The 23,831-nt window shown below is 64.5% G+C and carries 15 protein-coding genes and 1 pseudogene; 12 read left to right on the forward strand and 4 right to left on the reverse strand.

Going from position 1 to position 23,831, the window contains the following annotated elements; all coding sequences use genetic code 11:
• The 5 genes and pseudogenes from IVB32_RS18225 to IVB32_RS18245 form a co-directional block, all read left to right on the forward strand.
• Positions 1-544, forward strand: a pseudogene (locus tag IVB32_RS18225) (6-phosphogluconate dehydrogenase (decarboxylating)); the annotation flags it as partial.
• Positions 545-572: 28 nt separating this feature from the next.
• Positions 573-2,084: a glucose-6-phosphate dehydrogenase gene (gene zwf / locus IVB32_RS18230; protein WP_018454061.1), complete on the forward strand. Its 1,512-nt coding sequence runs from the start codon at positions 573-575 to the stop codon at positions 2,082-2,084.
• Positions 2,081-2,830 carry a 6-phosphogluconolactonase gene (pgl, locus tag IVB32_RS18235; protein ID WP_247295023.1) on the forward strand — a complete coding sequence of 250 codons (750 nt, stop codon included), beginning with the start codon at positions 2,081-2,083 and terminating at the stop codon, positions 2,828-2,830. Before zwf ends, pgl begins: the two co-directional genes overlap by 4 nt.
• Entirely contained in the window at positions 2,817-3,347 is a 531-nt protein-coding gene (locus tag IVB32_RS18240; protein ID WP_026232661.1) for a gluconokinase, read from the forward strand. Before pgl ends, IVB32_RS18240 begins: the two co-directional genes overlap by 14 nt.
• A 34-nt stretch (positions 3,348-3,381) precedes the next feature.
• Positions 3,382-4,194 (forward strand): HAD family hydrolase, encoded by an 813-nt coding sequence (locus IVB32_RS18245; RefSeq protein WP_085351905.1) that lies wholly within the window; start codon positions 3,382-3,384, stop codon positions 4,192-4,194.
• Position 4,195: 1 nt separating this feature from the next.
• Here the strand turns inward: IVB32_RS18245 and IVB32_RS18250 are convergent, their stop codons facing one another.
• Together IVB32_RS18250 and malQ are read right to left on the reverse strand one after the other, a co-directional pair.
• Positions 4,196-5,998, reverse strand: coding sequence for a glycoside hydrolase family 15 protein (locus tag IVB32_RS18250; protein ID WP_247295025.1), 1,803 nt, complete (start codon positions 5,996-5,998; stop codon positions 4,196-4,198).
• A gap of 42 nt (positions 5,999-6,040) precedes the next feature.
• The gene (gene malQ, locus IVB32_RS18255) at positions 6,041-8,002 is read right to left on the reverse strand and encodes a 4-alpha-glucanotransferase (RefSeq protein ID WP_204512130.1); all 1,962 of its coding nucleotides are present in this window, start codon (positions 8,000-8,002) and stop codon (positions 6,041-6,043) included.
• Positions 8,003-8,206: 204 nt separating this feature from the next.
• On the opposite strand from malQ, the gene IVB32_RS18260 reads away from it, so the two are divergent.
• Genes IVB32_RS18260 through treY form a run of 6 tightly spaced genes read left to right on the forward strand, consistent with a single transcriptional unit; the run spans position 8,207 to position 22,210 of the window.
• Positions 8,207-10,153 carry a maltotransferase domain-containing protein gene (locus tag IVB32_RS18260; protein WP_247410875.1) on the forward strand — a complete coding sequence of 649 codons (1,947 nt, stop codon included), beginning with the start codon at positions 8,207-8,209 and terminating at the stop codon, positions 10,151-10,153.
• Positions 10,154-10,164: 11 nt separating this feature from the next.
• Entirely contained in the window at positions 10,165-13,458 is a 3,294-nt protein-coding gene (treS, locus tag IVB32_RS18265) for a maltose alpha-D-glucosyltransferase (protein ID WP_085351909.1), read from the forward strand.
• Positions 13,451-15,589 (forward strand): 1,4-alpha-glucan branching protein GlgB, encoded by a 2,139-nt coding sequence (gene glgB, locus IVB32_RS18270; protein WP_018454055.1) that lies wholly within the window; start codon positions 13,451-13,453, stop codon positions 15,587-15,589. Before treS ends, glgB begins: the two co-directional genes overlap by 8 nt.
• 3 nt (positions 15,590-15,592) lie before the next feature.
• Positions 15,593-17,671, forward strand: coding sequence for a glycogen debranching protein GlgX (gene glgX, locus IVB32_RS18275; protein ID WP_247370169.1), 2,079 nt, complete (start codon positions 15,593-15,595; stop codon positions 17,669-17,671).
• Positions 17,668-19,422, forward strand: coding sequence for a malto-oligosyltrehalose trehalohydrolase (gene treZ, locus IVB32_RS18280; RefSeq protein WP_247410877.1), 1,755 nt, complete (start codon positions 17,668-17,670; stop codon positions 19,420-19,422). The genes glgX and treZ overlap by 4 nt, the downstream gene beginning before the upstream one ends.
• A 1-nt stretch (position 19,423) precedes the next feature.
• Positions 19,424-22,210, forward strand: coding sequence for a malto-oligosyltrehalose synthase (gene treY, locus IVB32_RS18285; RefSeq protein ID WP_247370165.1), 2,787 nt, complete (start codon positions 19,424-19,426; stop codon positions 22,208-22,210).
• Positions 22,211-22,213: 3 nt separating this feature from the next.
• Here the strand turns inward: treY and IVB32_RS18290 are convergent, their stop codons facing one another.
• Complete coding sequence (locus IVB32_RS18290) at positions 22,214-22,531, reverse strand: polyhydroxyalkanoic acid system family protein (protein WP_085351913.1); 318 nt, start codon at positions 22,529-22,531, stop codon at positions 22,214-22,216.
• Positions 22,532-22,717: 186 nt separating this feature from the next.
• Between IVB32_RS18290 and IVB32_RS18295 the strand changes: the two genes are divergently transcribed.
• On the forward strand, positions 22,718-22,882 hold the full coding sequence (locus IVB32_RS18295; protein ID WP_007595743.1) for a DUF3309 family protein: 165 nt from the start codon (positions 22,718-22,720) through the stop codon (positions 22,880-22,882).
• A 103-nt stretch (positions 22,883-22,985) separates the two neighbouring features.
• Here IVB32_RS18295 and ligD read toward each other — a convergent pair.
• On the reverse strand, positions 22,986-23,831 hold an 846-nt coding region (gene ligD / locus IVB32_RS18300; protein ID WP_247410878.1), incomplete at its 5' end, for a non-homologous end-joining DNA ligase.

Consider the following 23,831-nt stretch of genomic DNA (forward strand, 5'->3'; position numbering starts at 1 on the left):
CGCGCCCGGCGCCGGCGACATTCCGCGCACGGAGGGACGTGAGGGGCGCGATCCCCGCATCGAGCAGGGCTACATCCATGCCGGCCCCGTCGGCGCCGGTCATTTCGTCAAGATGATCCACAACGGTATCGAATACGGCCTGATGCAGGCCTACGCCGAAGGTTTTGACATCCTCAAGAACGCCAACATCGAGGCCTTGCCGGCGGATCATCGTTACGATTTCGATCTCGCCGATATCGCCGAGGTGTGGCGGCGTGGCAGCGTGATCCCGTCCTGGCTGCTCGACCTTACCTCGACCGCGCTCGCGGATAGCCCTGCACTGGCGGAGTATTCGGGTTTCGTGGAGGATTCCGGCGAAGGACGCTGGACCGTGAACGCGGCGATCGACGAGGCCGTGCCGGCCGAAGTCCTGACCGCGGCGCTGTTCGCACGTTTCCGTTCCCGCAAGGAACACACTTTCGCCGAGAAAATTCTCTCAGCGATGCGAGCCGGTTTTGGCGGCCACAAGGAGCCGAAGCAGCCGACTGCTTCGAAGCCGAAATAGCAATTAGCAGAACGAAGGCCAATAGTTCGTGACAAAAGACCCGCAAGCCAAGCGCAAGCCGGAAAATTGCGCCTTCGTCATCTTTGGTGTCACCGGCGACCTCACCCATCGGCTGGTGATGCCATCGCTCTACAATCTGGCGGCCGAGCATCTGTTACCCGAAAAGTTCTGCGTGGTCGGCGTCGCCCGCCGGGGCCAGTCGGACAACGAGCTGCGCGACAGCCTATTGAAGGGCTTGCGCCAGTTCGCGACCCGGCCGGTGGACGACGACATTGCCAAGAAGCTGCTGGAATGCGTGACCTTCGTCGAAGCCGACGCAAAGGATCCGCCATCCTTTGATCGCCTGCGCGAGCATCTGGATTCCCTGGAATGCGCGCAGGATACCGGCGGCAACCGGCTGTTCTACCTCGCGACCCCGCCGGCTGCGTTCGCGCCGACCGCGCGCGAGCTCGGCCGCACCGGCATGATGAAGGAGAACGGGGCGTGGCGGCGCCTGGTGATCGAAAAGCCGTTCGGCACCGACCTCGCCTCGGCGCGCGCGCTGAATGGCGAGCTGCTGAAGATCATGGACGAGCACCAGATCTACCGGATCGATCACTATCTCGGCAAGGAGACGGTGCAGAACATCCTGGTGCTGCGCTTTGCCAACGGCATGTTCGAGCCGATCTGGAATCGCAACCATATCGACCACATCCAGATCACGGTGGAGGAAAAGCTCGGCGTCGGCCATCGCGGCGGCTTCTACGATGCCACCGGCGCGCTGCGCGACATGGTGCCGAACCACCTGTTCCAGCTGATGTCGCTAGTCGCGATGGAGCCGCCGGCGCGTTTCGACGCCCATTCGGTGCGCTCAGAGAAGGCCGAGATTCTGACCTCGATTCAGCGCCCGAGCGAAGAGGAAGCGCTGAAGAGCTCGGTGCGCGCCCAATATCTCGCAGGGCGCATCGGCGACGATGAGATCCCGGACTATCGCAAGACCGAGGATGTCAAACCCGGCAGCACTACCGAGACCTATGTCGCGCTGAAGCTGATGATCGACAATTGGCGCTGGGCCGGCGTGCCGTTCTATTTGCGGACCGGCAAGGCGCTCGGCCACAAGCGCACCGAGGTGGCGATCAAGTTCAAGCAGGCACCGTTGTCGATGTTCTCAGGCACCGCTGTCGATCGCCTCTCCCAAAACTTCCTCACGATCGGCATCGCACCCACCGAGACCATCGAGCTCCAGTTCAACGCCAAGATCCCGGGGCCGAGCGTCACCATCGACGGCGTCGAGATGAAGTTCCGCTATGGCGACTATTTCCGGGCCGATCCCTCGACCGGCTACGAGACGCTGATCTACGACTGCATGATCGGCGACAACATCCTGTTCCAGCGCGCCGACGGCATCGAAGCCGGATGGGAGGCGGTGCAGCCGTTCCTTGACGCCTGGAAGAACGCGGGCAGCAACGGCATCGAAACCTATCAAGCCGGCAGCGACGGCCCCGCCTGCGCCGATGAATTGCTCCGCCGCGACGGCCGAAGCTGGCGTAAGTTTTCGTGACGGCGGCGAGACAGCCGAAGCTGATCGTCGAGGCCGACGCCGAGGCTCTCGCGCGAGGCGCGGCCGAACGGGTGATGGCGCAAATCGCGGCCAATCCCGGGCGCATTGCGATCTGCCTGACCGGCGGCTCCAGCCCGAAGAGGCTCTACCAGCTGCTGGGCAGCGAGGCCTGGCGCGAAAAAATCCCGTGGGAGCGCGTGCACTGGTTCATCGGTGACGAGCGCTTCGTGCCCGAAAGCGATCCCCTCAACAACATGGCGGTCGCGCGCGCGACCTTTCTCGATCGCAACGCGCCCTCCGGCCATGTTCACCCGATCCCGACGACGGCTGACGACCCTGATCAGAGCGCCGAGGCCTATGCGCGCGAGCTGCAGTCTTTCTACGGCGCGGAAAGCCTGGATCCGGCACGGCCGCTGTTCGACATGGTCTTGATGGGCGCGGGGCCGGACGGCCACACGGCTTCGCTCTTCCCGGGCTACCCCGCGATCGAGGAGACGGGACGCTGGGTGGTCGGCGTCCCCAAGGCCAATGTTGCCCCCTTCGTGCCGCGGGTCTCGCTCACCCTGCCCGCACTGGCGTCTTGCCGCGAAATGCTGTTCGAGATAGCGGGGCACGACAAGCAGCCGATCTTGACGCGCCTGCTCAATGGCGAGACTCTGCCGGCTGTACGCGCGCGCTCGAATGGCGAGACCGTCTGGCTGGTCGACCGGGCCGCGCTTCCGGAGGGAATTCGTGGCCGGCGTTGAAGCACCTTGTGCATTGATCGTGATGGGCGTGTCGGGCTCGGGCAAGAGCACGGTTGCAAAAGCGCTCGGCGAGCGCCTCGGCTGGCGTTTCGAGGACGGCGACAGCTTTCATCCCGCCAGCAATGTCGAGAAGATGCGGGCCGGCCATCCCCTCACCGACGAGGACCGCTGGCCCTGGCTCAACGCCATTGCCGACGAGATCGCGAGGGTCTGTGACAAGGGCGAGCACGTCATCATCGCCTGCTCGGCGCTGAAGCATACTTATCGGGACGTGCTCCTGCGCGGACGCGACGACGTCCGCTTCATCTTCCTGAGGGGCACGAAGGAGCTGATCGCCGCACGCCTGGCGCAACGTAAGGGGCACTTCATGCCGCCCGGCCTGCTGACGAGCCAGTTCAACACGCTGGAGCCGCCGGAGGCTGGCGAGCACGTGATCACAGTCTCGATCGACGAATCCGTGGAAGCGATCGTAGACGGCGCGGTGCGGCAGTTGAAACTGGGCGGCGCGAAACGCTGAGGCCAAACACCCAAGAAACACCCAAGGGACCGTCATGACAAAAATCTCGCTCGTCGTCTCCGACGTCGACGGTACGCTGCTGACCAAGGACAAGACGCTGACCGACCGCGCGAGGTCCGCGGTTCAGCGTCTGCACCAGGCCGGCATCGGCTTCACGATTACGTCGAGCCGCCCCGCGATCGGCATGCGTTTCCTGATCGAACCGCTGGCGCTCTGGCTGCCGGTCGGCCCGTTCAACGGCTCCTCGATCGTCGACCCCGAGATGAATCCGGTCGAACAGCATCTCATCCCCGCCGCGGCGGCCGAGCGAAGCTTGCAAATTCTGCGGGACTTCGGCGCCGACATCTGGCTGTTCACCACCGACAAATGGCTGATCGACAAGCCTGATGGCCAATACGTGGCACATGAGCAGCACACCATCCGCTCCGACCCGACCATCGTGACGGATTTCTCGCCGTATCTCGCGAGCGCCTGCAAGATCGTCGGGGCCAGCGCCGATGCAGCCGGCCTCGAAGCTTGCGAGAAGGCGATGCAGAAGGCGCTCGGCAGCGAGGCGATGGCGGTGCGCTCGCAGACCTATTACCTCGACATCACCCCGCCCGGCTTCGACAAGGGCACATTCGTGCAAGCCATGGCCAAGCGCCTCGGCATTTCAACGGACGCGGTCGCCACCATCGGCGACATGCAGAACGACCTCGCGATGTTTCGCGTCAGCGGCGTTTCGATCGCAATGGGCAATGCGGCCGACAACGTCAAGGACCAGGCCACCCACGTCACCGCGACCAACGAGCACGACGGTTTTGCGGAAGCGATGGAGATGATTTTGAAGCGGAACGAGGTCGCCTAGGTCACTGCTTCGACCGCTGCATTGCAGGCTTCTTGCTGCCCTGCCTTGCGGCCGACAGGTTATGCGCGGTGTTGACCAGCGCGATATGAGTCAGCGCCTGCGGGAAATTGCCGGTCTGACGCCTGGCGCCTGAATCATATTCCTCGGCCAGCAGTCCCACATCATTCGCGACACCGACCACGCGATCGAACAAGGCTTGCGCCTTGTCGAGATCGCCCGCCAGTACATGGGCATCGGCCAGCCACAGGCTGCAGGCGAGGAAGGCGCCCTCGATCGGCTGCTTCTCCTCGGACACTTCGCGCGGATCGTGCCGCAGCACAAAGCCGTCAGGCATCATGTGCTTTTCCATCGCCGCGATGGTGCCGCGAATGCGCGGATCCGACGCTTCCAGGAAGCCAACGGACGGCAGCAGCAGCACGCTGGCATCGAGCAGCTTCGAGCCGTAGGACTCCACGAAGGCATTCTCCTCCGCGTCGAAGCCCCGGTTGCAGACGTCGCGATGAATGGCGTCGCGCAAGGTGCGCCAGTGCAGCAGCGGCGCCTTGAAGCCGAAGGTCTCGGCGCTCTTGATGCCGCGGTCGAAGGCGACCCAGGTCATCACCTTGGAGAAGACATAGTGCTTCGGCTGTCCGCGCCGCTCCCAGATGCCGTGATCGGGCTGGTCCCAGACTTCGGCGAGATGCTTGAGCACGGCGCATTCCAGCGCCCAGCTCTCGTCGTCGAGCTTGAGCTTGGCCATCCGCGATTGGTGGAAGGCGTCGATCAGTTCGCCGTAGACGTCGAGCTGGAGCTGCGCATGCGCGGCATTGCCGACGCGCACCGGCTGTGCGCCCTCGTAGCCATCGAGCCAACCGGCCTCCCATTCCAGCAGCCGCCGCTGGCCCCAGATGCCGTACATGATCTGCATGTTCGCCGGTGAGCCTGCCGCCGCACGCAACAGCCAATTGTGCCAGGCCGAGGCTTCCTCGGTGTAACCCGAGTTCATCAGCGCCAGCAGCGTGAAGGTGGCATCGCGCAGCCAGCAGAAGCGGTAGTCCCAATTCCTGGCGCCGCCGAGCTTCTCCGGCAACGAGGTGGTCGGCGCCGCGACGATGCCGCCGGTCGGAGCGAAGGTCAGCGCCTTGAGTGTGATCAGCGAGCGCACGATCAGGTCGCGATAGTCGCCATCGCGATTGCAGTGGCTGCACCAGTCCTGCCAGAATTTCTCGGTCTCCTTGAGTGCGACCTCCGGATCGATTGGCGCGGGCGGCTCGAGATGCGAGGGGCCGTAGGTCAGCACGAACGGCACGGTCTCGCCGGCCTTCACCTCGAAATCGGAAACCGTGGTCAGATCCTCGCCTCGGGTCTTGGCCGGTGTCCGCAGCACAGTCATGTCCTGCCCGGCGACCGCCAGCAGGGAATGATCGATCCGCCGCACCCAAGGGATGTCGACGCCGAAGCCGAAGCGGATGACGAGTTCCATCCGCATCTTCACCGTGCCGCTGACACCGCGGACCAGCCGCACGATGTCGGAGGCCTTGCCGCGCGGCGGCATGAAGTCGATCAGCGCAACGGTGCCGCCGTCAGTCTCAAAGCGCGTTTCGAGGACGAGGGTGTCGCCGAGATAGCGGCGCGACGTGGCGGTGACGCCCTCGTCCGGCGCGATCAGCCAGCGGCCGTTCTTGTGCGTGCCGAGGAGCGCTGCAAAACAGGCGTCGGAATCGAAGGCCGGCCAGCACAGCCAGTCGATCGAGCCGTTGCGGCCGACCAGCGCCGCGGTCTCGCAGTCGCCGATCAGCGCATAATCTTCAATCCTCTGAGACAATGTCGTGCGAGCCTCGAAAACGACGTCCGGAGACCCCGGCGATCAACGCCCGCCGGGTAACGAGCGTTCCCGTGTCGCGGCCTTCAAGGCTGCGACATCGACCTTCGAAACGATCTTGTCGAGCGTCACAGGCAGGCGCTGGCGCCAGTTCGGATGCTCGTCAATCGTACCGGGAATGTTGGGCTGGTCGATCACGCCGAGCAGATCCTCCAGCGACACCGCAAGCAGCCGCGACGGCGTGCGCGACAGGAAGGCGAGCACCGAATAGACATCATTGGCACGGATGCCGTTGGCACGCAGGATCTCGTCGAGCAGGCCGAGCGCATCCCAGCGGGCCTGATCGTTCTCGCCCGGATCGAGCCCGAGCGAGCGCTTCATCCTGAGATCGCTGAAAGAGCGCCAGCCGGCATAGGTCGACAGATCATGCGTGTTCAACGTCACCAGCGCGTTGGGCCGGTAGTGATCGACGGGCCGGAAGTGACCGGCATCGTCGCGCTCGAACATCATGACGAGGTAGGACCAGATGCCGAAATCCTGCATGGTCTCGCGAAAACCTTCCGGCACCGTGCCGAGGTCCTCGCCGATCACAATGCACTTATGGGCCGCGCTCTCCCGCGCCACGGTCGCCAGCAGCGCCTCGAACGGCATCTGCACATAGGCGCCGTTGTCGGGCTTGAAGCCGCGCGGCACCAGATAAAGCCGCTTCAAGCCGAGCACGTGATCGAGACGGATGGCTCCGGAATGGCGCATCGAAGCCGCGAGCATATCGGCGAATGGCACGAAGGATTGCGCCTCCAGGCCGCCGGCATTGAAGCCGGCCAAGCCCCAATCCTGGCCAATGGTATTGAGCACGTCCGGCGGCGCGCCGACGGCGAGATGACGGGAGATCGCCCCCTGTTCGTTCCAAGCATCGAAGCCGTTCGACTGCACGCCGACGGCAACGTCAAGATAGAGCCCGACCCGCATGCCGAGCTGGCCGGCCAGCTCCTTGGCCGCATGCAACTGGCTATCGGCGGTCCATTGCACGAATTCGACGAACTCGACCTCGTGCTTGTCCGGGCCGTTGCGCAGCTCGGCGCATTTCGTCTCATCCGGCTGTTGCCATTCCTGCGGCCATTCCCACCACGGCGCCGCAAAGCGATGGCGTAGCACCTCGAAGCAGGCAAAACGGGACAACAGCGGCGCGCGAGCCGCCCGGAAGGCGTCGAACTGGTTGCGGCGGACGCCGCTCGCGGTTTTCACGAAGCTGTCGAAGGCGGCACGCAAGGCCAACCATTTCAAGGCCGCCATGTCCGGATAGGGCACACGATCACCGTCGCGGAGCCGCGCGGCGGTCGCGGCCGCATCGGGGACGAGGTCGGGGGAAAATTCCGGGATCGCCTCGACGTCGATATAGAGCGGATTGAGAAACAGCCGGCTGTTCGGCGAATAGGGGCTGCAATCGGCCGGATGGTCATCGAACAACACATGCAGGGGATTGAGCCCGACGCCGTCGGCGCCCAACTGCTTCGCGAGCCGGACCAGACCGGCGAGGTCGGTGAAATCGCCGATGCCCCAATTGCGGTCCGAGCGGACGCTGTAGAGCTGCACGGCAAGCAGCCAGCCCCGGTCGAAATCGCCGCCGAAGGCCCGCTCCGGCGCCACGATCATCGGCACCTCTTCCGTCACGCCTCCGGCATCCGTCAGCGTCAGCCGGTGATAGCCGAGCGGCAGGCCGGCCGGCCAGGCAATCACGGGCTCGCGCGTCTCACCTTGCGCGATCAAATTGCCGTTGCCGGTCATCTTCCATTTGAGCGGCGGCGCACCGATCGTCACCAATTCGGTGCGCGGATGGCCCAAGGCGCGTACCACCACAGGCCCGCTGACGAAGCGGTAAACCCGCTTTTCCGGCAAGGCGTCGAGGATGGATTTGAGGGCCACGGGATCGGTGACCCGCAGCTTTCCGAGGGCATCGACGAATTCGGATTGAACGCCCTTGATCCGGGCTTGAGCTAAAAGATCCATTCGGCACGCAGCTTGCAGGCCATTTTGTGGCCGGGGGCATCGATTTTAACGAGGTCGCGGAAGAAGTTAGTCAGGGTTAACTCGCGAGCCGCGCCTGCCGTTCCCCAGGGAACCAATGACACACAAGCGGCTTTCTATAGTGGTATCAAGCGTAGGTTCCCGGCAAGGGAAACGGGCTCCTGCTTTCTTGTCAATGGCATCACCGTGAACAAGACAATTCAAACTGTCGAGAGTGCCGCAGCCGGCAGCACTTTCCTCATCGAGGACGTCTATCCCCTGATCGACGGCGGGCGCTTCCCCGTGAAGCGGATCGCGCGCGAACCGGTCGAGGTCTGGGCCGTCATCTACCGGGACGGCGACGCCGTGATCGGCGCAGCGCTGATCTGGCGACAGGAGCAGGACCGCGAATGGCAGAGCGAGCCGATGATCCCTCACGGCAATGACCGCTGGTCCGGCGCGTTCACACCCGTCGAGCCCGGCAAATATGTCTATGCGATCGAAGCCTGGACCGACGAATTCGCCACCTGGTCGCACGCGGTCGCGCGCAAGCAGCGCTCCGGTGCCGACGTCACGCTCGATGCGATCGAGGGCGCCGGCCTTTTGACCAAGGCGCATGGCGCGCAGCAGGACGCCGCCGCCGTCATCGTCAGGCGATGCGAGGACTATCTTCAGACCGGCGACGTTGCCCCGCTGCTGGCAACCGAGCTCGGCGCAGCCATGGCCGAGAGCCAGTTGCGGCCTGATCTCACGCGCTCGGCGCTATTCCCACTGTTCGTCGACCGCGACAAGGCACGCTTCGGCGCCTGGTATCAGATGATGCCGCGCAGCCAGAGCGTGGTGCCAGGACAGCATGGCACGCTTCGCGACTGCATCGCGCGCGTGCCCGACATCGCCGCGATGGGCTTTGACGTGCTGTACTTCACGCCGATCCATCCCATTGGCCGCACCCGGCGCAAGGGCCGCAACAACATGCCGGTGGCGGGCGACGGCGATCCCGGCTCGCCTTATGCGATCGGCGCCATCGAGGGCGGGCACGACGCGCTGCACCCCGAACTCGGCACGATCGAGGATTTTCGCGCGCTGGTCGCGACCTGCCTGGAATACGGCCTCGAACTCGCGCTCGACTTCGCCGTGCAATGCTCGCCGGACCACCCGTGGCTGACGCAGCATCCGGAATGGTTCAAATGGCGCCCGGATCGGTCGGTGCGGACGGCTGACGGGCCCTATTCCGATATCGTCATCCCCGATTTCGCGTCCGTCGACCGGGCTGGACTGTGGAACGCGTTTCGCGACGCCATGCTGTTCTGGATCGACCACGGCGTCACCATCTTCGCCATCGACAATCACGACACCGCGCCGCTCGCCTTCTGGGAGTGGCTGATCCGTGACATCCGCCGCCGGCATCCCGAGGTGATCCTGTTTTCCAAGACGTTCGCGCGCCCGAAGCTGATGAAGGGCCTCGCCAAGCTCGGCTTTGCGCAATCGTTCAGCTATTTCCCCTGGCGCACGGCGAAGTGGGAGCTGGAGCAATATCTCGGCGAGCTGACGCGCTATCCCGAACGTGACTTCTATCGGCCGAACCTGTTCGTGAATACGCCCGATCTTTTGCCCTATCATCTCCAGGGCGGCGAGACATGGGCGTTCAAATCGCGCGTCGCGCTGGCGGCGACGCTGTCCGGCAATTACGGCGTCTACAGCGGGTTCGAGCTGCTGGAGCACGACGCGATCCCCGGCCGCGAGGAATATCTCAACTCCGAGAAATACCAGATCAAGCAGCGCGACTGGAACAAGCCCGGCCACATCAAGGCCTACATCACGGAGATCAATCGCATCCGCAACGAGAATGCTGCGCTTCAGCAGACGGCGAACCTGCGCTTCCTCGGCATCGAAGACGGCGAGACGATCGCCTTCGTCAAGGAAGCGACCGACCCGGCCAACATCGTCGTGGCCGTGGTTGCGCTCTCGTGCCACGTGCGCGAATTCTGGTTGCCGCTCGGCGACGTCACGGTTGACGCCGGCGGGCAGCGACACCATGTGTCGGCACTCGAAAACCTCCTCACCGGCGAACAGGCCCGCATCGAATGGGGCGGGATCAGGTTGCGTATCGATCCCGAGCGCGATCCGGCGCTGCTGTTCCGCTGCCTGGCGTAAGGGCGCACGCCATGAACGTATTGTCTTCCGTCGACACCAAGAAAGCCGAGGCTGCCGAGATCGTGGACGAGCTCTGGTACAAGGACGCCATTATCTATCAGCTTCACGTCAAGGCGTTTGCCGATAGCAACAATGACGGCATCGGCGACTTCGCCGGGCTGACCGAGAAGCTGCCCTATCTCCAGGAGCTCGGCGTCACCGCGCTCTGGCTGCTGCCGTTCTATCCCTCGCCCGGCCGCGACGACGGCTACGACATCGCCGACTACGGTTCGGTCAATCCCGATTTCGGGACGATGAAGGATTTCAAGCGCTTCATCCAGGAGGCCCAGAAGCGAGGCTTGCGCGTCATCACCGAGCTCGTCGTCAACCACACCTCGGACCAGCACAATTGGTTCAAGCGTGCTCGCCGCAGCCCGGCAGGCTCGAGCGCCCGCAACTGGTATGTCTGGAGCGACACCGACCAGAAATACCAGGGCACCCGTATCATCTTCACCGACACGGAGAAGTCGAACTGGACCTGGGATCACGAGGCCGGCGCGTTCTACTGGCACCGCTTCTTCTCGCACCAGCCGGATCTCAATTTCGACAATCCGCGCGTCGTCAGCGCGCTGATCCAGGTGATGAAGCGCTGGCTGGATGCCGGCGTCGACGGCTTCCGTCTGGACGCCATTCCCTATCTCTGCGAGCGCGAAGGCACCTCGAACGAGAACCTCCCCGAGACGCATGCCATCATCAAGCGGCTCCGCCACGAGCTGGATTCCTACTCCAAGGGCAAGCTGCTGCTGGCCGAGGCCAATCAATGGCCGGAGGACGTGCAGGAATATTTCGGCCGCGGCGACGAGTGCCACATGGCCTACCACTTCCCGCTGATGCCGCGCATCTACATGGCGATCGCCCAGGAGGACCGTTTCCCGATCACCGACATCCTGCGCCAGACGCCGGATATTCCGGCGAGCTGCCAATGGGCGCTGTTCCTGCGCAACCATGACGAGCTGACGCTGGAGATGGTGACCGACGTCGAGCGCGACTATCTGTGGACCACCTACGCCAACGATCCGCGCGCCCGCATCAATGTCGGCATCCGCCGGCGCCTCGCGCCGCTGATGGACAACGACCGGCGCAAGATCGAGCTGATGAACTCGCTGCTGCTGTCCTTCCCCGGCACGCCGATCATCTACTACGGCGACGAGATCGGGATGGGCGACAACATCTATCTCGGCGACCGCAACGGCGTGCGCACGCCGATGCAGTGGAGCCCGGACCGCAACGGCGGCTTCTCGCGCTGCGACCCGGCCCGCCTCTACGCGCCGCTGATCATGGATCCGGTCTACGGCTATGAATCGGTGAACGTGGAGGCGCAGTCGCGCAGCCTGTCCTCGCTGCTCAGCGCGACCAAGCGTCTGATCTCGGTGCGCAAATCGACGCTCGCCTTCGGCCGCGGCACCATGACCTTCATCCGCCCGGCCAACCGCGCCGTGCTGGCCTATGTCCGGCAGTACCGCGACGAGGTGATCCTCTGCGTCGCCAATCTGTCGCGCGCGGCCCAGGCGACCGAGCTCGATCTGTCGCCCTGGAAGGACCGCATCCCGCAGGAGATGCTCGGCCGCACGCGTTTTCCGGCGATCGGCGAACTGCCCTACATGGTCACGCTGGGGCCCTATGGCTTCTACTGGTTCCAGCTCACCGAGCGCGACAAGTCCGAGCCGGTGACGCCGCGCGCAGTGCCCGAATTCGAGACGCTGGTGGTGCCGGTGAACTCGACCTGGGTGTCGCTGGCGCGCGAGCGCGGCGTGTTCGAGCACGAGGTGCTGCCGGGATTCCTGTCGCGCACGCGCTGGTATCCGGAGCACAATCCCAAGCACATCAAGCCGACGCTGACCTCGGCGGTGCCGTTCTGCGACATCGGCGACAACAGGCCCTGGATCGCGTTCTTCGAGGCGGCGCAGGGCGACGTCACCACGCGCTACGTGCTGCCGATGCAGATCGAATGGGTGCGCTTCGACCGCGAACGCTTCAATCCCAGGGCGCTCGCCGCCGTGCGTCAGGGGGCCCGCGAAGGGACGCTGCTGGACGTGGCAACCGAGCAGATCTTCATCGGCCTGTTCCTGCGCAATCTGTCGCAGAACCTGGTGGTGGAAGAAAACAATCTGCGGCTGGAGTTCAAGGCGACCAGCCGGTTTGCCGAGTACACCATCAAGGAGCCCGAACGCATCCGCACGATCGAGCAGTCGAACAGCACCGCGCTGGTCGACAACCAGTATGTCGCCAAGATCTATCGTCAGCTCGAAGCCGGCATCAATCCCGAGATCGAGATCGGCTCCTACCTCACCGAGATCGCCCGCTTTGCCAATACGCCGGCACTGCTCGGCAGCGTCGAGCTGGTCGAAGACGACCGTCGCAGCGCAGTCGGCGTGCTGCACGCCTATGTCGAGAACCAGGGCGACGGCTGGGGCGTCACCGCGGGCTATCTCGACCGCTATATCGACGAGCAACGGGTGCTGCCACCGGGCGAGATGCCCCGCGAGACCCAGGAGCAAGCGCCCTATCTGCACTTCATTACGCAGATCGGCCGACGGCTCGCCGAGCTGCATGTGGCTCTGGCCGCTGCAAAGCCCGGAGATCTCGCGCCGGAGCCCATTGGCTCCGCACACGTCAAGCGCTGGTCATCCGAGCTCGAGACACGGGCCGAGCGGGTTTTCGAGCGGCTGGCCGCCAGCACCGACCGCCTGCGGGAGGTGGACCGACCGCTGATCAATCAGCTCGCCGCGGAGCGCGCGACCCTGTCCGGCCGGCTCAACGCGCTCTTACCTTCCGAGCTCGGCGGGTTGAACATCCGTCATCATGGCGATTTCCGCCTCGGGCAAACTCTGATTGTGAAGGACGATATCTTCATCATCGACTTCGACGGAGATCCGCGTTTGCCGCTGGCCGACAAGCGGCGCAAGCTGCCTGCGGCGCGTGACGTTGCCGGCCTGATCCGCTCGATTGATCTTTCGGTTAACGCGGCGCTTCACCGCGCGCTCACGGGCGCCTCCGACGAACAGGGCCGTCTCACGGCTGCGCTCGACGAATGGCGCGAGCGCACCACCGCGACGTTCCTCACCGCCTACCGCGAAGCCATGACCGATCGGCGGCTGTGGCCGGAAGATCCGCAATCTGCGGCTGGCCTGTTAAGGTTTTTCCTGCTTGATCAAGCGTTCGAGGAAGTAGAGTACGAGCTGTCCCACCGGCCTGAGGGGCTCCATGCGCCGCTGTCCGGACTGCTTCGCATTCTGTCCAGTATCGAGAGCGAAGCCCATGCCTAAACTCCCTGCCGAGGCCTATGCGATCATCGAGGGTCGCCACTCCGATCCGTTCCACTATCTCGGGCTGCATCCCGAGGGCGACAAGAGCGTGGTGCGCGCGTTTCTTCCCGATGCTTCCAACGTCGAGGCGGTGGGCGAGCACGGCGAGGTGGCGAAGCTCGATCGCGTCCATGATGCCGGCCTGTTCATCGGCGCTCTGCCGAACGGCGCGAAGCACTACCAGCTCCGCGCGAAGTTCGGCGACAACGTCATCGAATTCGAGGACACCTATCGCTTTCCGCCGATCCTGACCGATTTCGACCTCTATCTGCTCGGCGAAGGCACCCACCAGCGCCTTTACGACAAGCTCGGCGCGCATCCGATGCGGCTCGAAGGCATCGATGGCATCGGCTTCGTGGTGCTGGCGCCCAACGCCCGGCGTGTCTCCGTGGTCGGCGACTTCAATTTCTGGGACGGACGGCGCCATCCGATGCGGGTGCGCGGCGCGGGTTATTGGGAATTGTTCATCCCGCACGCCAAGGCCGGCGACCACTACAAGTTCGAAATTATCGGACCGCATGGCCATCTGCTTCCGCTGAAATCCGATCCGATGGCCTTTGCAAGCGAGGTGCGCCCGAAGACCGCTTCCATCGTGTTCGACGAAGCGCATCTGCCGCGGCCGCGACCGGCGCCCGACGGCATCAACGCGTTGTCCGCGCCGATGTCGATCTACGAGGTCCATCTCGGCTCATGGCGGCGCAAGAACGGCAATGAATGGCTGACCTATCGCGAGCTGGCCGAGCAGCTGCCGGCCTACGCCCGCGACATGGGCTTCACCCATCTCGAATTCCTCCCCGTCAGCGAGCATCCTTTCGACGGCTCGTGGGGCTATCAGCCGACCGGGCTGTATGCGCCGACCAGCCGCTTCGGCACGCCGGAGGATTTTGCCGCGCTGGTCGATGCCTGCCACCGCGAGGGCGTCGGCGTGCTGCTCGACTGGGTGCCCGGCCACTTCCCGGACGATCCGCACGGGCTCGGCAGCTTCGACGGCACAGCGCTGTACGAGCACGCCAATCCGCTCCAGGGCCGGCATCTCGATTGGGGCACGCTGATCTACAATTACGGCCGCACCGAAGTGACGAACTTCCTGGTCTCGAACGCGCTGTTCTGGCTCGAGCGCTACGCGATCGACGGACTGCGAGTCGATGCCGTCGCATCCATGCTCTACCTCGACTACAGCCGTCCGCCCGGGGCGTGGATTCCGAACCAGCATGGCGGCCGGGAGAACATCGAGGCGATCGCATTCCTGCGCCGCTTCAACACCGAGCTGTTCGCGCGTTTCCCGCAGGCGACCACGGCCGCCGAAGAGTCCACCGCCTGGCCGCAGGTCTCGCGCCCGGTCGAATTCGGAGGGCTCGGCTTCGGCTACAAGTGGAATATGGGCTGGATGCACGACACGCTGAACTACATCAGCAAGGACCCGATCCACCGCAAGCATCATCACGGCGACATCCTGTTCGGCCTGCACTACGCCTTCTCGGAGAACTTCGTCCTGCCGCTGTCGCACGACGAAGTCGTGCACGGCAAGCGCTCTATCCTCGGGCGCATGCCCGGCGACGAATGGCAGCGCTTCGCGAATTTGCGCGCCTATTACAGCTTCATGTTCGGCCATCCCGGCAAGAAGCTGCTGTTCATGGGCGCCGAGATCGCGCAAAGCCGAGAATGGAATCACGACCAATCGCTCGACTGGCACTTGCTCGAGTACAAGCCCCATTCAGGCATCCAGGCGTTGATCCGCGATCTCAACCGGCTCTATCGCGCGGTGCCCGCCCTGCACCAGATGGACTGCGAGCAGGCCGGCTTCGAATGGCTGATCACCGACGACGCCAACCGCAACGTGTTCGCCTGGCTGCGCAAGGGATTTGACGAGCACGCCCGGTGCATGGTGATCGTCAACTTCTCACCCAATGTCTATCGCAATTACCGCGTTCGCGCGCCGTTCGGTGGCAAGTGGAAGGAAGTGTTCAACTCGGACTCCGCCCATTACGGCGGCAGCAATGTCGGCAACATCGGCGAAGTCCACGCCGTCAATGGCGAGCTCCGCCTCACCATTCCGCCGCTCGCCGCGATCTTCCTCGTTCCGGAAAGCTGAACGATGCGCCTGACTGCTGGATCGCCCGCACGCCTCGGCGCAAGCTGGGACGGACGCGGCACCAATTTCGCGCTGTTCTCCGCCAACGCGCAGAAGGTCGAGCTGTGCCTGTTCGACATGCAGGGCCGCCGCGAACTCGAGCGCGTCGAGCTGCCGGAGCGCACCGAGGATGTCTGGCACGGCTATCTCAACGACGTCTCGCCCGGCCAGCTCTACGGCTACCGCGTGCATGGCCCCTACGAGCCGGAGCACGGCCACCGCTTCAATGCCAACAAGCTCGTGCTAGACCCCTATGCCAAGCGGCTTTCCGGGCGGCTGGTCTGGAGTGACGCGCATTTCGCCTATCGCACCGGAAGCCCGCGCGAAGACCTGTCGTTCGACCGGCGCGACAACGCGCGCGGCATGCCGAAGGCCGTCGTCGTCGACGAGACCTTCAACTGGGGCCGCCGCGAGATCCGGCCCAACATTCCCTGGGAAGATACCATCATCTACGAGGCCCACGTCAAGGGACTGACACAGAAGCGCGACGACGTGCCGCCGAATTTGCGCGGCACCTATGGCGGCCTGTCCTCGCCCGCGATGATCGAGCACCTGAAGAAGCTCGGCGTCACCACGGTAGAGCTTCTGCCGGTGCACAGCTTCGTCGACGACCGCATCTTGGTGGAGAAGAAGCTCGTCAACTACTGGGGCTATAACACCCTGTCCTTCTTCGCGCCCGAGCAGCGCTACGCCCAGGACAACGCTCTCGATTCCTTCCGCACCACGATCGCACGTCTGCACGATGCCGGCATCGAGGTGATGCTCGACGTCGTCTACAATCACACCGCCGAGGGCAATCATCTCGGTCCGACGCTGTGCTATCGCGGCATCGACAACGCCTCCTATTACTGGCTGAACCGCGAAAACCCGCGCTACTACGACGATTTTACCGGCTGCGGCTCGTCGGTGAACCTCACCCACCCGCGCGTGCTGCAGATGGTGATGGATTCACTGCGCTACTGGGTCGAGGTCTGCCACGTCGACGGCTTCCGTTTCGACCTCGCCACCACGCTGGCCCGCGGACCGAACGGTTATGATCGAGGCAGCTCGTTCCTGACCGCGATCCGCCAGGACCCGGTGCTGGCGAGCGTCAAGCTCGTCGCCGAACCCTGGGATCTCGGCCTTGGCGGCTATCAGGTGGGCGCATTTCCCTCGCAATGGTCGGAGTGGAACGACCGTTACCGCAGCGCCATGCGCCGCTACTGGAGCGGCGAAGGCAGCCTGATCGGCGATATCTCCAGCCGCATGACGGCGTCCTCCGACCTGTTCAACCACGACGGACGGCGGCCGCGCGCCAGCATCAACCACATCACCGTGCATGACGGCTTCACCCTGGCCGATCTCTTCAGCTACAACGAGAAGCATAACGAGGCCAACGGCGAGGACAATCGCGACGGCTCCAACGACAACCACAGCAACAATTGCGGTGTCGAGGGTCCGACCGACGATCCCCAAATCGTCAGCTTGCGCCGGCAGCTTCGCAAGAACGTACTGGCCTGCCTCATGCTGGCGCAGGGCATTCCGCTGATCCTCGCAGGCGACGAGGTCGGGAATTCGCAATCAGGCAACAACAACGCCTATTGCCAGGACAACGAGGTGGGCTGGGTCGGCTGGGACAATCTCGGCAAGGACGGCGACGACATGGTCGGTTTTGTCGCCGAACTCGCCGATATCCGCAGCCGGTTCTCGCAGCTTCGCAGCCATCGCTGGCTCGACGGCCGCCCCAAGGACGGCATCTCCTATGGCGCGCTGTGGCTGACGCCGGCCGGCGACGAAATGACGGAAAGCGACTGGAAATTCCCGGAAGGGCGGTTCCTCTCCTATGTGATGGGGCCGATGGAACCGGGCAGCGCCGCGATCTTTATCGTACTCAACGCAGCCCCCGAAGAGATCGCATTCAAATTGCCAAAAATGACTGAATACAAGAGCTGGCAGCAGATCCTGAACACGACCGACGCCAAGCTGAATACGATCGACTTCCAGCCCGGGAGCGACAGCAAGGCGCCGCCGCGCTCCGTGATCGCTTTCGCGGGGGCGCTATGAGGCCATCCTTCGGGGCGAGGCCGACGAAGGACGGCGTATCGTTCCGGCTGTGGGCGCCTGCCGCGCGCCGTGTCGATCTCCTGCTCGACAGACGACACGCGATGCAGCGCCGGCAGGATGGCTGGTATGTCGCCGAGATTGCCAATCTGCCCGTCGGCAGCAACTACAAATTCAGGATCGATGACGAGATCGACGTGCCCGATCCGGCGTCTGCATTCCAACCCGACGACGTGTTCGGCCCGAGCGAGGTGATCGATCATGACGCCTTCGCCTGGCGCGCATCCGATTGGCGCGGCCGCCCGTGGGAAGAGACGGTGCTGATCGAGACGCATGTCGGCACCTTCACTGCGGAAGGCACCTATCGTGCCATGATCGACAAGCTCGATCATCTCGTCGCGACCGGCATCACCGCGATCGAACTGATGCCGCTGGCTGACTTCGCCGGTCGCCGCGGCTGGGGTTATGATGGCGTGCTGTGGTACGCGCCCGACAGCGCCTATGGTCATCCCGATGAATTGAAGACGCTGATCGACGAAGCCCATCTGCGCGGGCTGATGGTGTTCCTCGACGTCGTCTACAATCATTTCGGCCCCGAGGGAAATTACCTCGGCCGCTACGCGCCGGCCTTCTTCACCGACGCGCACACGCCATGGGGCAGTGCGATCGATTATCGCGTGCCGCAGGTTCGCGCTTTTGCCGTCGAGAACGCGCTGTCGTGGCTCAGCGACTATCGCTTCGACGGCCTGAGGCTCGATGCCGCCAATCACATCATGGCGATCCCCGGCGAGCAATCGATGCTGCAAGACCTTAGCCTCGCCGCGGGCGAGCTTGCCAAGGCGACGGAGCGCCATATCCATCTCGTGCTGGAGAACGGCGACAACCGCGCGAGCCTGCTCGACGCGGCGCAGGAGCCTCCGAACGGCAAATATCGCGGCCAGTGGAACGACGACTACCACCACGTCTGGCACGTGATGCTGACGGGCGAACTCGCCGGCTATTATGCGGACTATCAAACGCCGCGGCTCGATCTCGCACGCGCGCTCGCCTCCGGCTTCGTCTATCAGGGCGAGATCTCGGAATTCTGGGGCAAGAAGCCGCGGGGCGAGAACAGCGGCGAGCTGCCGCCGGCAACCTTCGTCAACTTCCTGCAGAACCACGACCAGATCGGCAACCGGCCGCTTGGCGACCGGCTCGAAAGCCTGGCATCGCCCGAGCAGATCGAAGCCGCACTCGCGGTGACCCTGCTCGCACCGATGGTGCCGATGCTGTTCCAGGGCGAGGAGTGGGGCTCCATCGCGCCCTTCCCGTTCTTCTGCGACTTCCAGGGCGGACTGGCTGATGCCGTCCGCAAGGGGCGCAGGCAGGAATACGCCTGGGCCTATGAAAAGTACGGCGACGAGGTGCCCGACCCGCTCGATCCGGCAACACTGCAATCGGCCGTGCTCGACTGGACCGACCACACGCCGGAGCAGGATGCGCGTCTCGCGCTGGTGCGGGAGCTGCTCGCACTCCGCCACAAGGAGATCGCGCCACGACTGAAAGGTGCGCGCTTCGGTGATGCCGCCGTGGCCGATAGCGGCCTGCTCACCGCACATTGGCACATGGGAGATGGCGCGACGTTGCGCCTCGTGGCCAATCTCTCCGACAAGGACATCGCGTGTTCCGACGGCGGTGTGGGGACCCTGATCTGGGGCGGCGCAACCGGCGACCGGCTTGCGCCCTGGTCGGTGGTCTGGCGCCTCGGAGGTTGAGATGCCTCCAGCCATTCCTCTCGCAACCTACCGGCTTCAGCTCACCGCGGATTTCGACTTCGACAAGGCCGCCGCGGTGGTGCCCTACCTGAAGGCGCTGGGAATCACGCATCTCTACACCTCGCCGGTGATGAAGGCCCGCAAGGGCTCGACGCACGGCTATGACACCGTCGACCACAGCCAGTTCAATCCGGAGCTCGGCGGCGAGGCCGGCTTCGCGCGGCTGAGCGAGGCGCTGACGCGACACGACCTCGGCCTCATCATCGACTTCGTACCGAACCATGTCGGCGTGCACTTCGCCGACAATCCCTGGTGGCTGGACGTGCTGGAATGGGGCCAGGCCTCGCCGCACGCCGTCTCCTTCGATATCGACTGGGATCAACTGGCCTTCCGCGCCCGCGGCGGCGTGCTGCTGCCGATCCTCGGAGCGTCCTATGGCGAAGCGCTCGAGAGCGGCGATATCGAGCTGCGCTACGATCCCAACGAAGGTAGTTTTTCCGCCTGGTATTTCGAACATCGATTGCCGATCGCGCCGGAGCGCTATGGCGAGGTGCTGCGGATGATCGTGAAGGACGCCGACGCCGCCGAGACCGAGACGGGCAAGCGCCTGCTGTCGCTCGCGGCGCGCTACACGGGACTGCGCCGCCCCAACCGCAAGGAAGCACCCGGCTTCAAGGCGGAGCTCAGGGAGATCGCAGGCAGCGCCGATATCATCGGGCGCGGCCTCGGCGCCTATCGCGCGGCCAAGGACCGTCCCGCGCAGACGCTGGCGCTGCATCATTTGCTGGAGCGCCAGCACTACAAGCTGGGGCACTGGCGGCTTGCCTCCAGCGACATCAACTATCGACGTTTCTTCGACGTCAACGGGCTCGCCGGCATGCGCGTCGAGGATCCCGGCACGTTCGCCGCCACGCACCGGCTGGTGAAGCAACTCATTGCCGACGGCAAACTGCAAGGCATCCGGCTCGATCATATCGACGGCCTGCGCGATCCCGCGCAATATTGCCAGCGGCTGCGCCGGCTGGTGCGCGACGCTCAGGGCACCACAAAGCCGTTCTATACGGTGATCGAGAAAATCCTGTGCGAGCACGAGCGCCTGCCGCATTTCGCCGGCGTCCAGGGCACCACCGGCTATGAGTGGATGAACGCCATCACTCACGTTCTGGTCGACGCCAAGGGGCTGGAGGCCATGGACGAGACCTGGCGACAGATCAGCAACCGGCCGCCGCGGCTCGCGCCTTACGTCAAGGATGCCAAACGGCGCGTGCTGGAGACGCTGCTGACCAGCGAATTCACGGTTCTGACGCGCCTGCTTGCGCGCATCGCCAACGGGCACTACTCGACCCGCGACTTTTCCGCCGACAGCCTGCGGCAGGCGCTCGAGCTCTATGTGCTGCATTTCCCGGTATACCGCACCTACCTCACGACAGGCGCGCCGACGGCGAACGATCGCAAGCTGATCGACGACACCATCGAGCAAGCGCGCCGGGAATGGTTCGCCGCGGACGAAGGCATTTTCGACTTCCTGCGCGACGCGCTCACCATGGACCTGCTCAAGCCTGGCCGTCCCCCGCACAGCGCCCCGCGGGTGCGCCGCTTTGCGCTGAAGGTGCAGCAATTCACCGGGCCGATGATGGCGAAGTCGCTGGAGGACACCGCCTTCTATCAATTCCACCGGCTGCTCGCCCTAAACGAGGTCGGCGGCGATCCCGCGAGCAAGGGCCTCACCATTCCCGCTTTCCACGACACCATGCAGGCCCGCGCCAGGGAATGGCCGCAAGGGATGACGGCGACCGCCACGCACGACACCAAACGTGGCGAGGACGCCCGGGCGCGGATCGCGGCCTTAAGTGAAATTCCCGGCGAATGGACCAGCGCCGTGGCACGCTGGAAAGTCCTGAACGCACCGCACCTCGCGCTCGACGGCAATCTGCGCGCTCCGTCGGCCACGTTCGAATACATGCTCTACCAGACCCTGCTCGGCGCCTGGCCGCTCGTGGAGCCGGCCGATGCCGGTTTCGTCGCGCGTATCCAGGCCTATGCGCTCAAGGCCGCGCGCGAGGGCAAGGAGGAGACCAGCTGGCTCAACCCGCACGAGGCCTATGAGAACGGCGTCAAGAGCTTCATCGCGAAGATCCTCGATCCCGCGCAATCAGGCGAATTCCTGGAGGCGCTGAACACGCTGGCTCGCCGCGTCGCGCTGCTCGGCGCGCTGAACGCGCTGAGCCAGCTCACGCTCAAGGCGACACTGCCGGGCGTGCCCGACTTTTACCAGGGCACCGAATTCTGGGATCTGTCGCTGGTCGATCCCGACAACCGCCGCCCGGTGGATTTTTCCGCGCGACACGCGGCGCTGGGCACGCTGGACAACCCGGATTGGAATCACCTGATCAAGAGCTGGCCGGACGGTCAGCTCAAGCTGGCCTGGACGCGGCACCTGCTCAAGCTGCGCAACGAGCTGCCCGACGTCTTCGCGCGAGGTGACTACCAGCCGCTTCAGGTGCGGGGCGCACATGCCGACCATGTCGTAGCGTTTGCCCGCCGCCACGGCCGGGCTGCGGCGATCGTCGTGGTCGGGCGCCAGTTCGCATCTTTCACGCAAGCAGGCCGCGAATGGCCGGCGTTCGATGGGGCCGACGCCACTATTGACGTCACGGGCTATAATGTGCCGGGTTTCGCCGGCAACGATCTGCCGCTCGCGCAGGCGCTTCGCGGTTTTCCCGCTTCGGTCATCCCCGCGCGCCCAGCGGGCGCGGCGAAGCCGGTGCGACAGCGCACCCGCGCTTGAACGCTAGCTTTTCCCGTCCTTGCCCAACAGCAGCTGGCCGCGCTTGCGAATCGTGGCCTGCGCCATCTCCGCAAAGCGCTGCAATAGCCAGGGCAGCACCACCTGCACCTTGACATGGTCGTCGGCGACGTCGACCTGCCCCGTCGCGATCTGCCCGAGCGCGCGGATGCGGAAATTCATGCTGTCGCCGCTCCAGCTCTCCTCCTCGACCTGCATCACGGGAATGCTCGCCGCAGCGCGGCCTAGCCCAGTCTTGAGCCGGCGCACCGCCTCCTCGCGGCCCAAGCGGTGGGGAATGGAGACGACAAGCGGTGCTGACATGGCTCTGCCCGGTTAGTGATTGAACCTCACATAGTCATGCCCGGCGGTACCACAAAGGTTCCATGCAAGTTGCGCGTGCACCCGGTGTTTCATTGGCGGAACTTTAGAACCTGCGGCAAGTTGCCCTCGCACCACGGGACAGGTTGCAAACGACCCTTCTAACGAAGGGCTGGAGGAGATTTCCGCATGTCTATCGGTACGATCATTCTGATCATTTTGGTCATCGCGCTGCTCGGCGGCTTCAGCGGCATCGGCGGCGGCCCGTTCTACGGCACCGGCTATTACGGCGGCGGCGGTCTCGGGCTCGTCATCGTGATCCTGCTGATCCTGCTCCTGCTGGGACGGATCTAGCCACCAAACGAAGATCTAGTAGGGTGGGCAAAGGCGCAATGCGCCGTGCCCACCTTTTTGCTCGGCTGAGAGAAGATGGTGGGCACGCTTCACTTTACCCACCCTACTTCGTTTTCCCGGCGAGCTTCTTGATCGCCGCCTTGATCGACGCGGCTGCATCGTCATAACCATCCCACGCCTTCGATCGCGCCAGCAAGCCGGGCACCGTCCGCACCGTGTACCGCTTCGGATCGAGGTCGCTCTTCACCTGCGCCCACGTGACCGGCATCGACACAGTCGCACCATCTCGCGCACGCGGCGACAGCGGCGCCACCGCCGTCGACATCCGATCGTTGCGCAGATAGTCCAGGAAGATCTTTCCGTTGCGCAGCTTCTTCGACATGTTGAGCAGATAGCGCTCGGGAGCGTCGTCCGCCATCCACTGGCAGACGCCTTGCGCGAAGGCCTTGGCCTCCTTCCAGCTCACCTGGTCGCGCGCGCCGTGACGCAGCGGGACCACGACGTGCAGACCTTTGCCGCCGGTGGTCTTGCAGAAGCTTTCCATGCCGATGTCGGTCAGCCGCTGCCGCATCTCCTTGGCGGCCTCAACGACCTCGGCGAAGACGACGTCGGGCGCGGGATCGAGATCGAACACCAGCCGGCCCGGGGTATCGTAGGCGTAGGGCGCGCAATTCCAGGGATGCAGCTCGACGCCGCCGATCTGCGCCACGGCCGCGAGCCCTTCGATGCGGTCGATCTGCAAATAGGGCTTGCGGTCGCCGGAGACCCGCGCGAGCTCCAGAAGGTTCGAGGTGCCCTGCATGGCGTGGCGCTGGAAGAAGCATTCGCCCTTGATGCCGTCAGGGGCGCGGATCAGCGAGCACGGCCGGCCCTTGAGATGCACGATCATCCATTCGCCGACGGCTTCGAGGTAGCGCGCGAGATCCAGCTTGGTAACGGGATCGCCATT

Origin of the sequence: Bradyrhizobium sp. 23 (assembly GCF_023073295.1) — a bacterium.
Classification (GTDB): Bacteria; Pseudomonadota; Alphaproteobacteria; order Rhizobiales; family Xanthobacteraceae; genus Bradyrhizobium; species Bradyrhizobium canariense_D.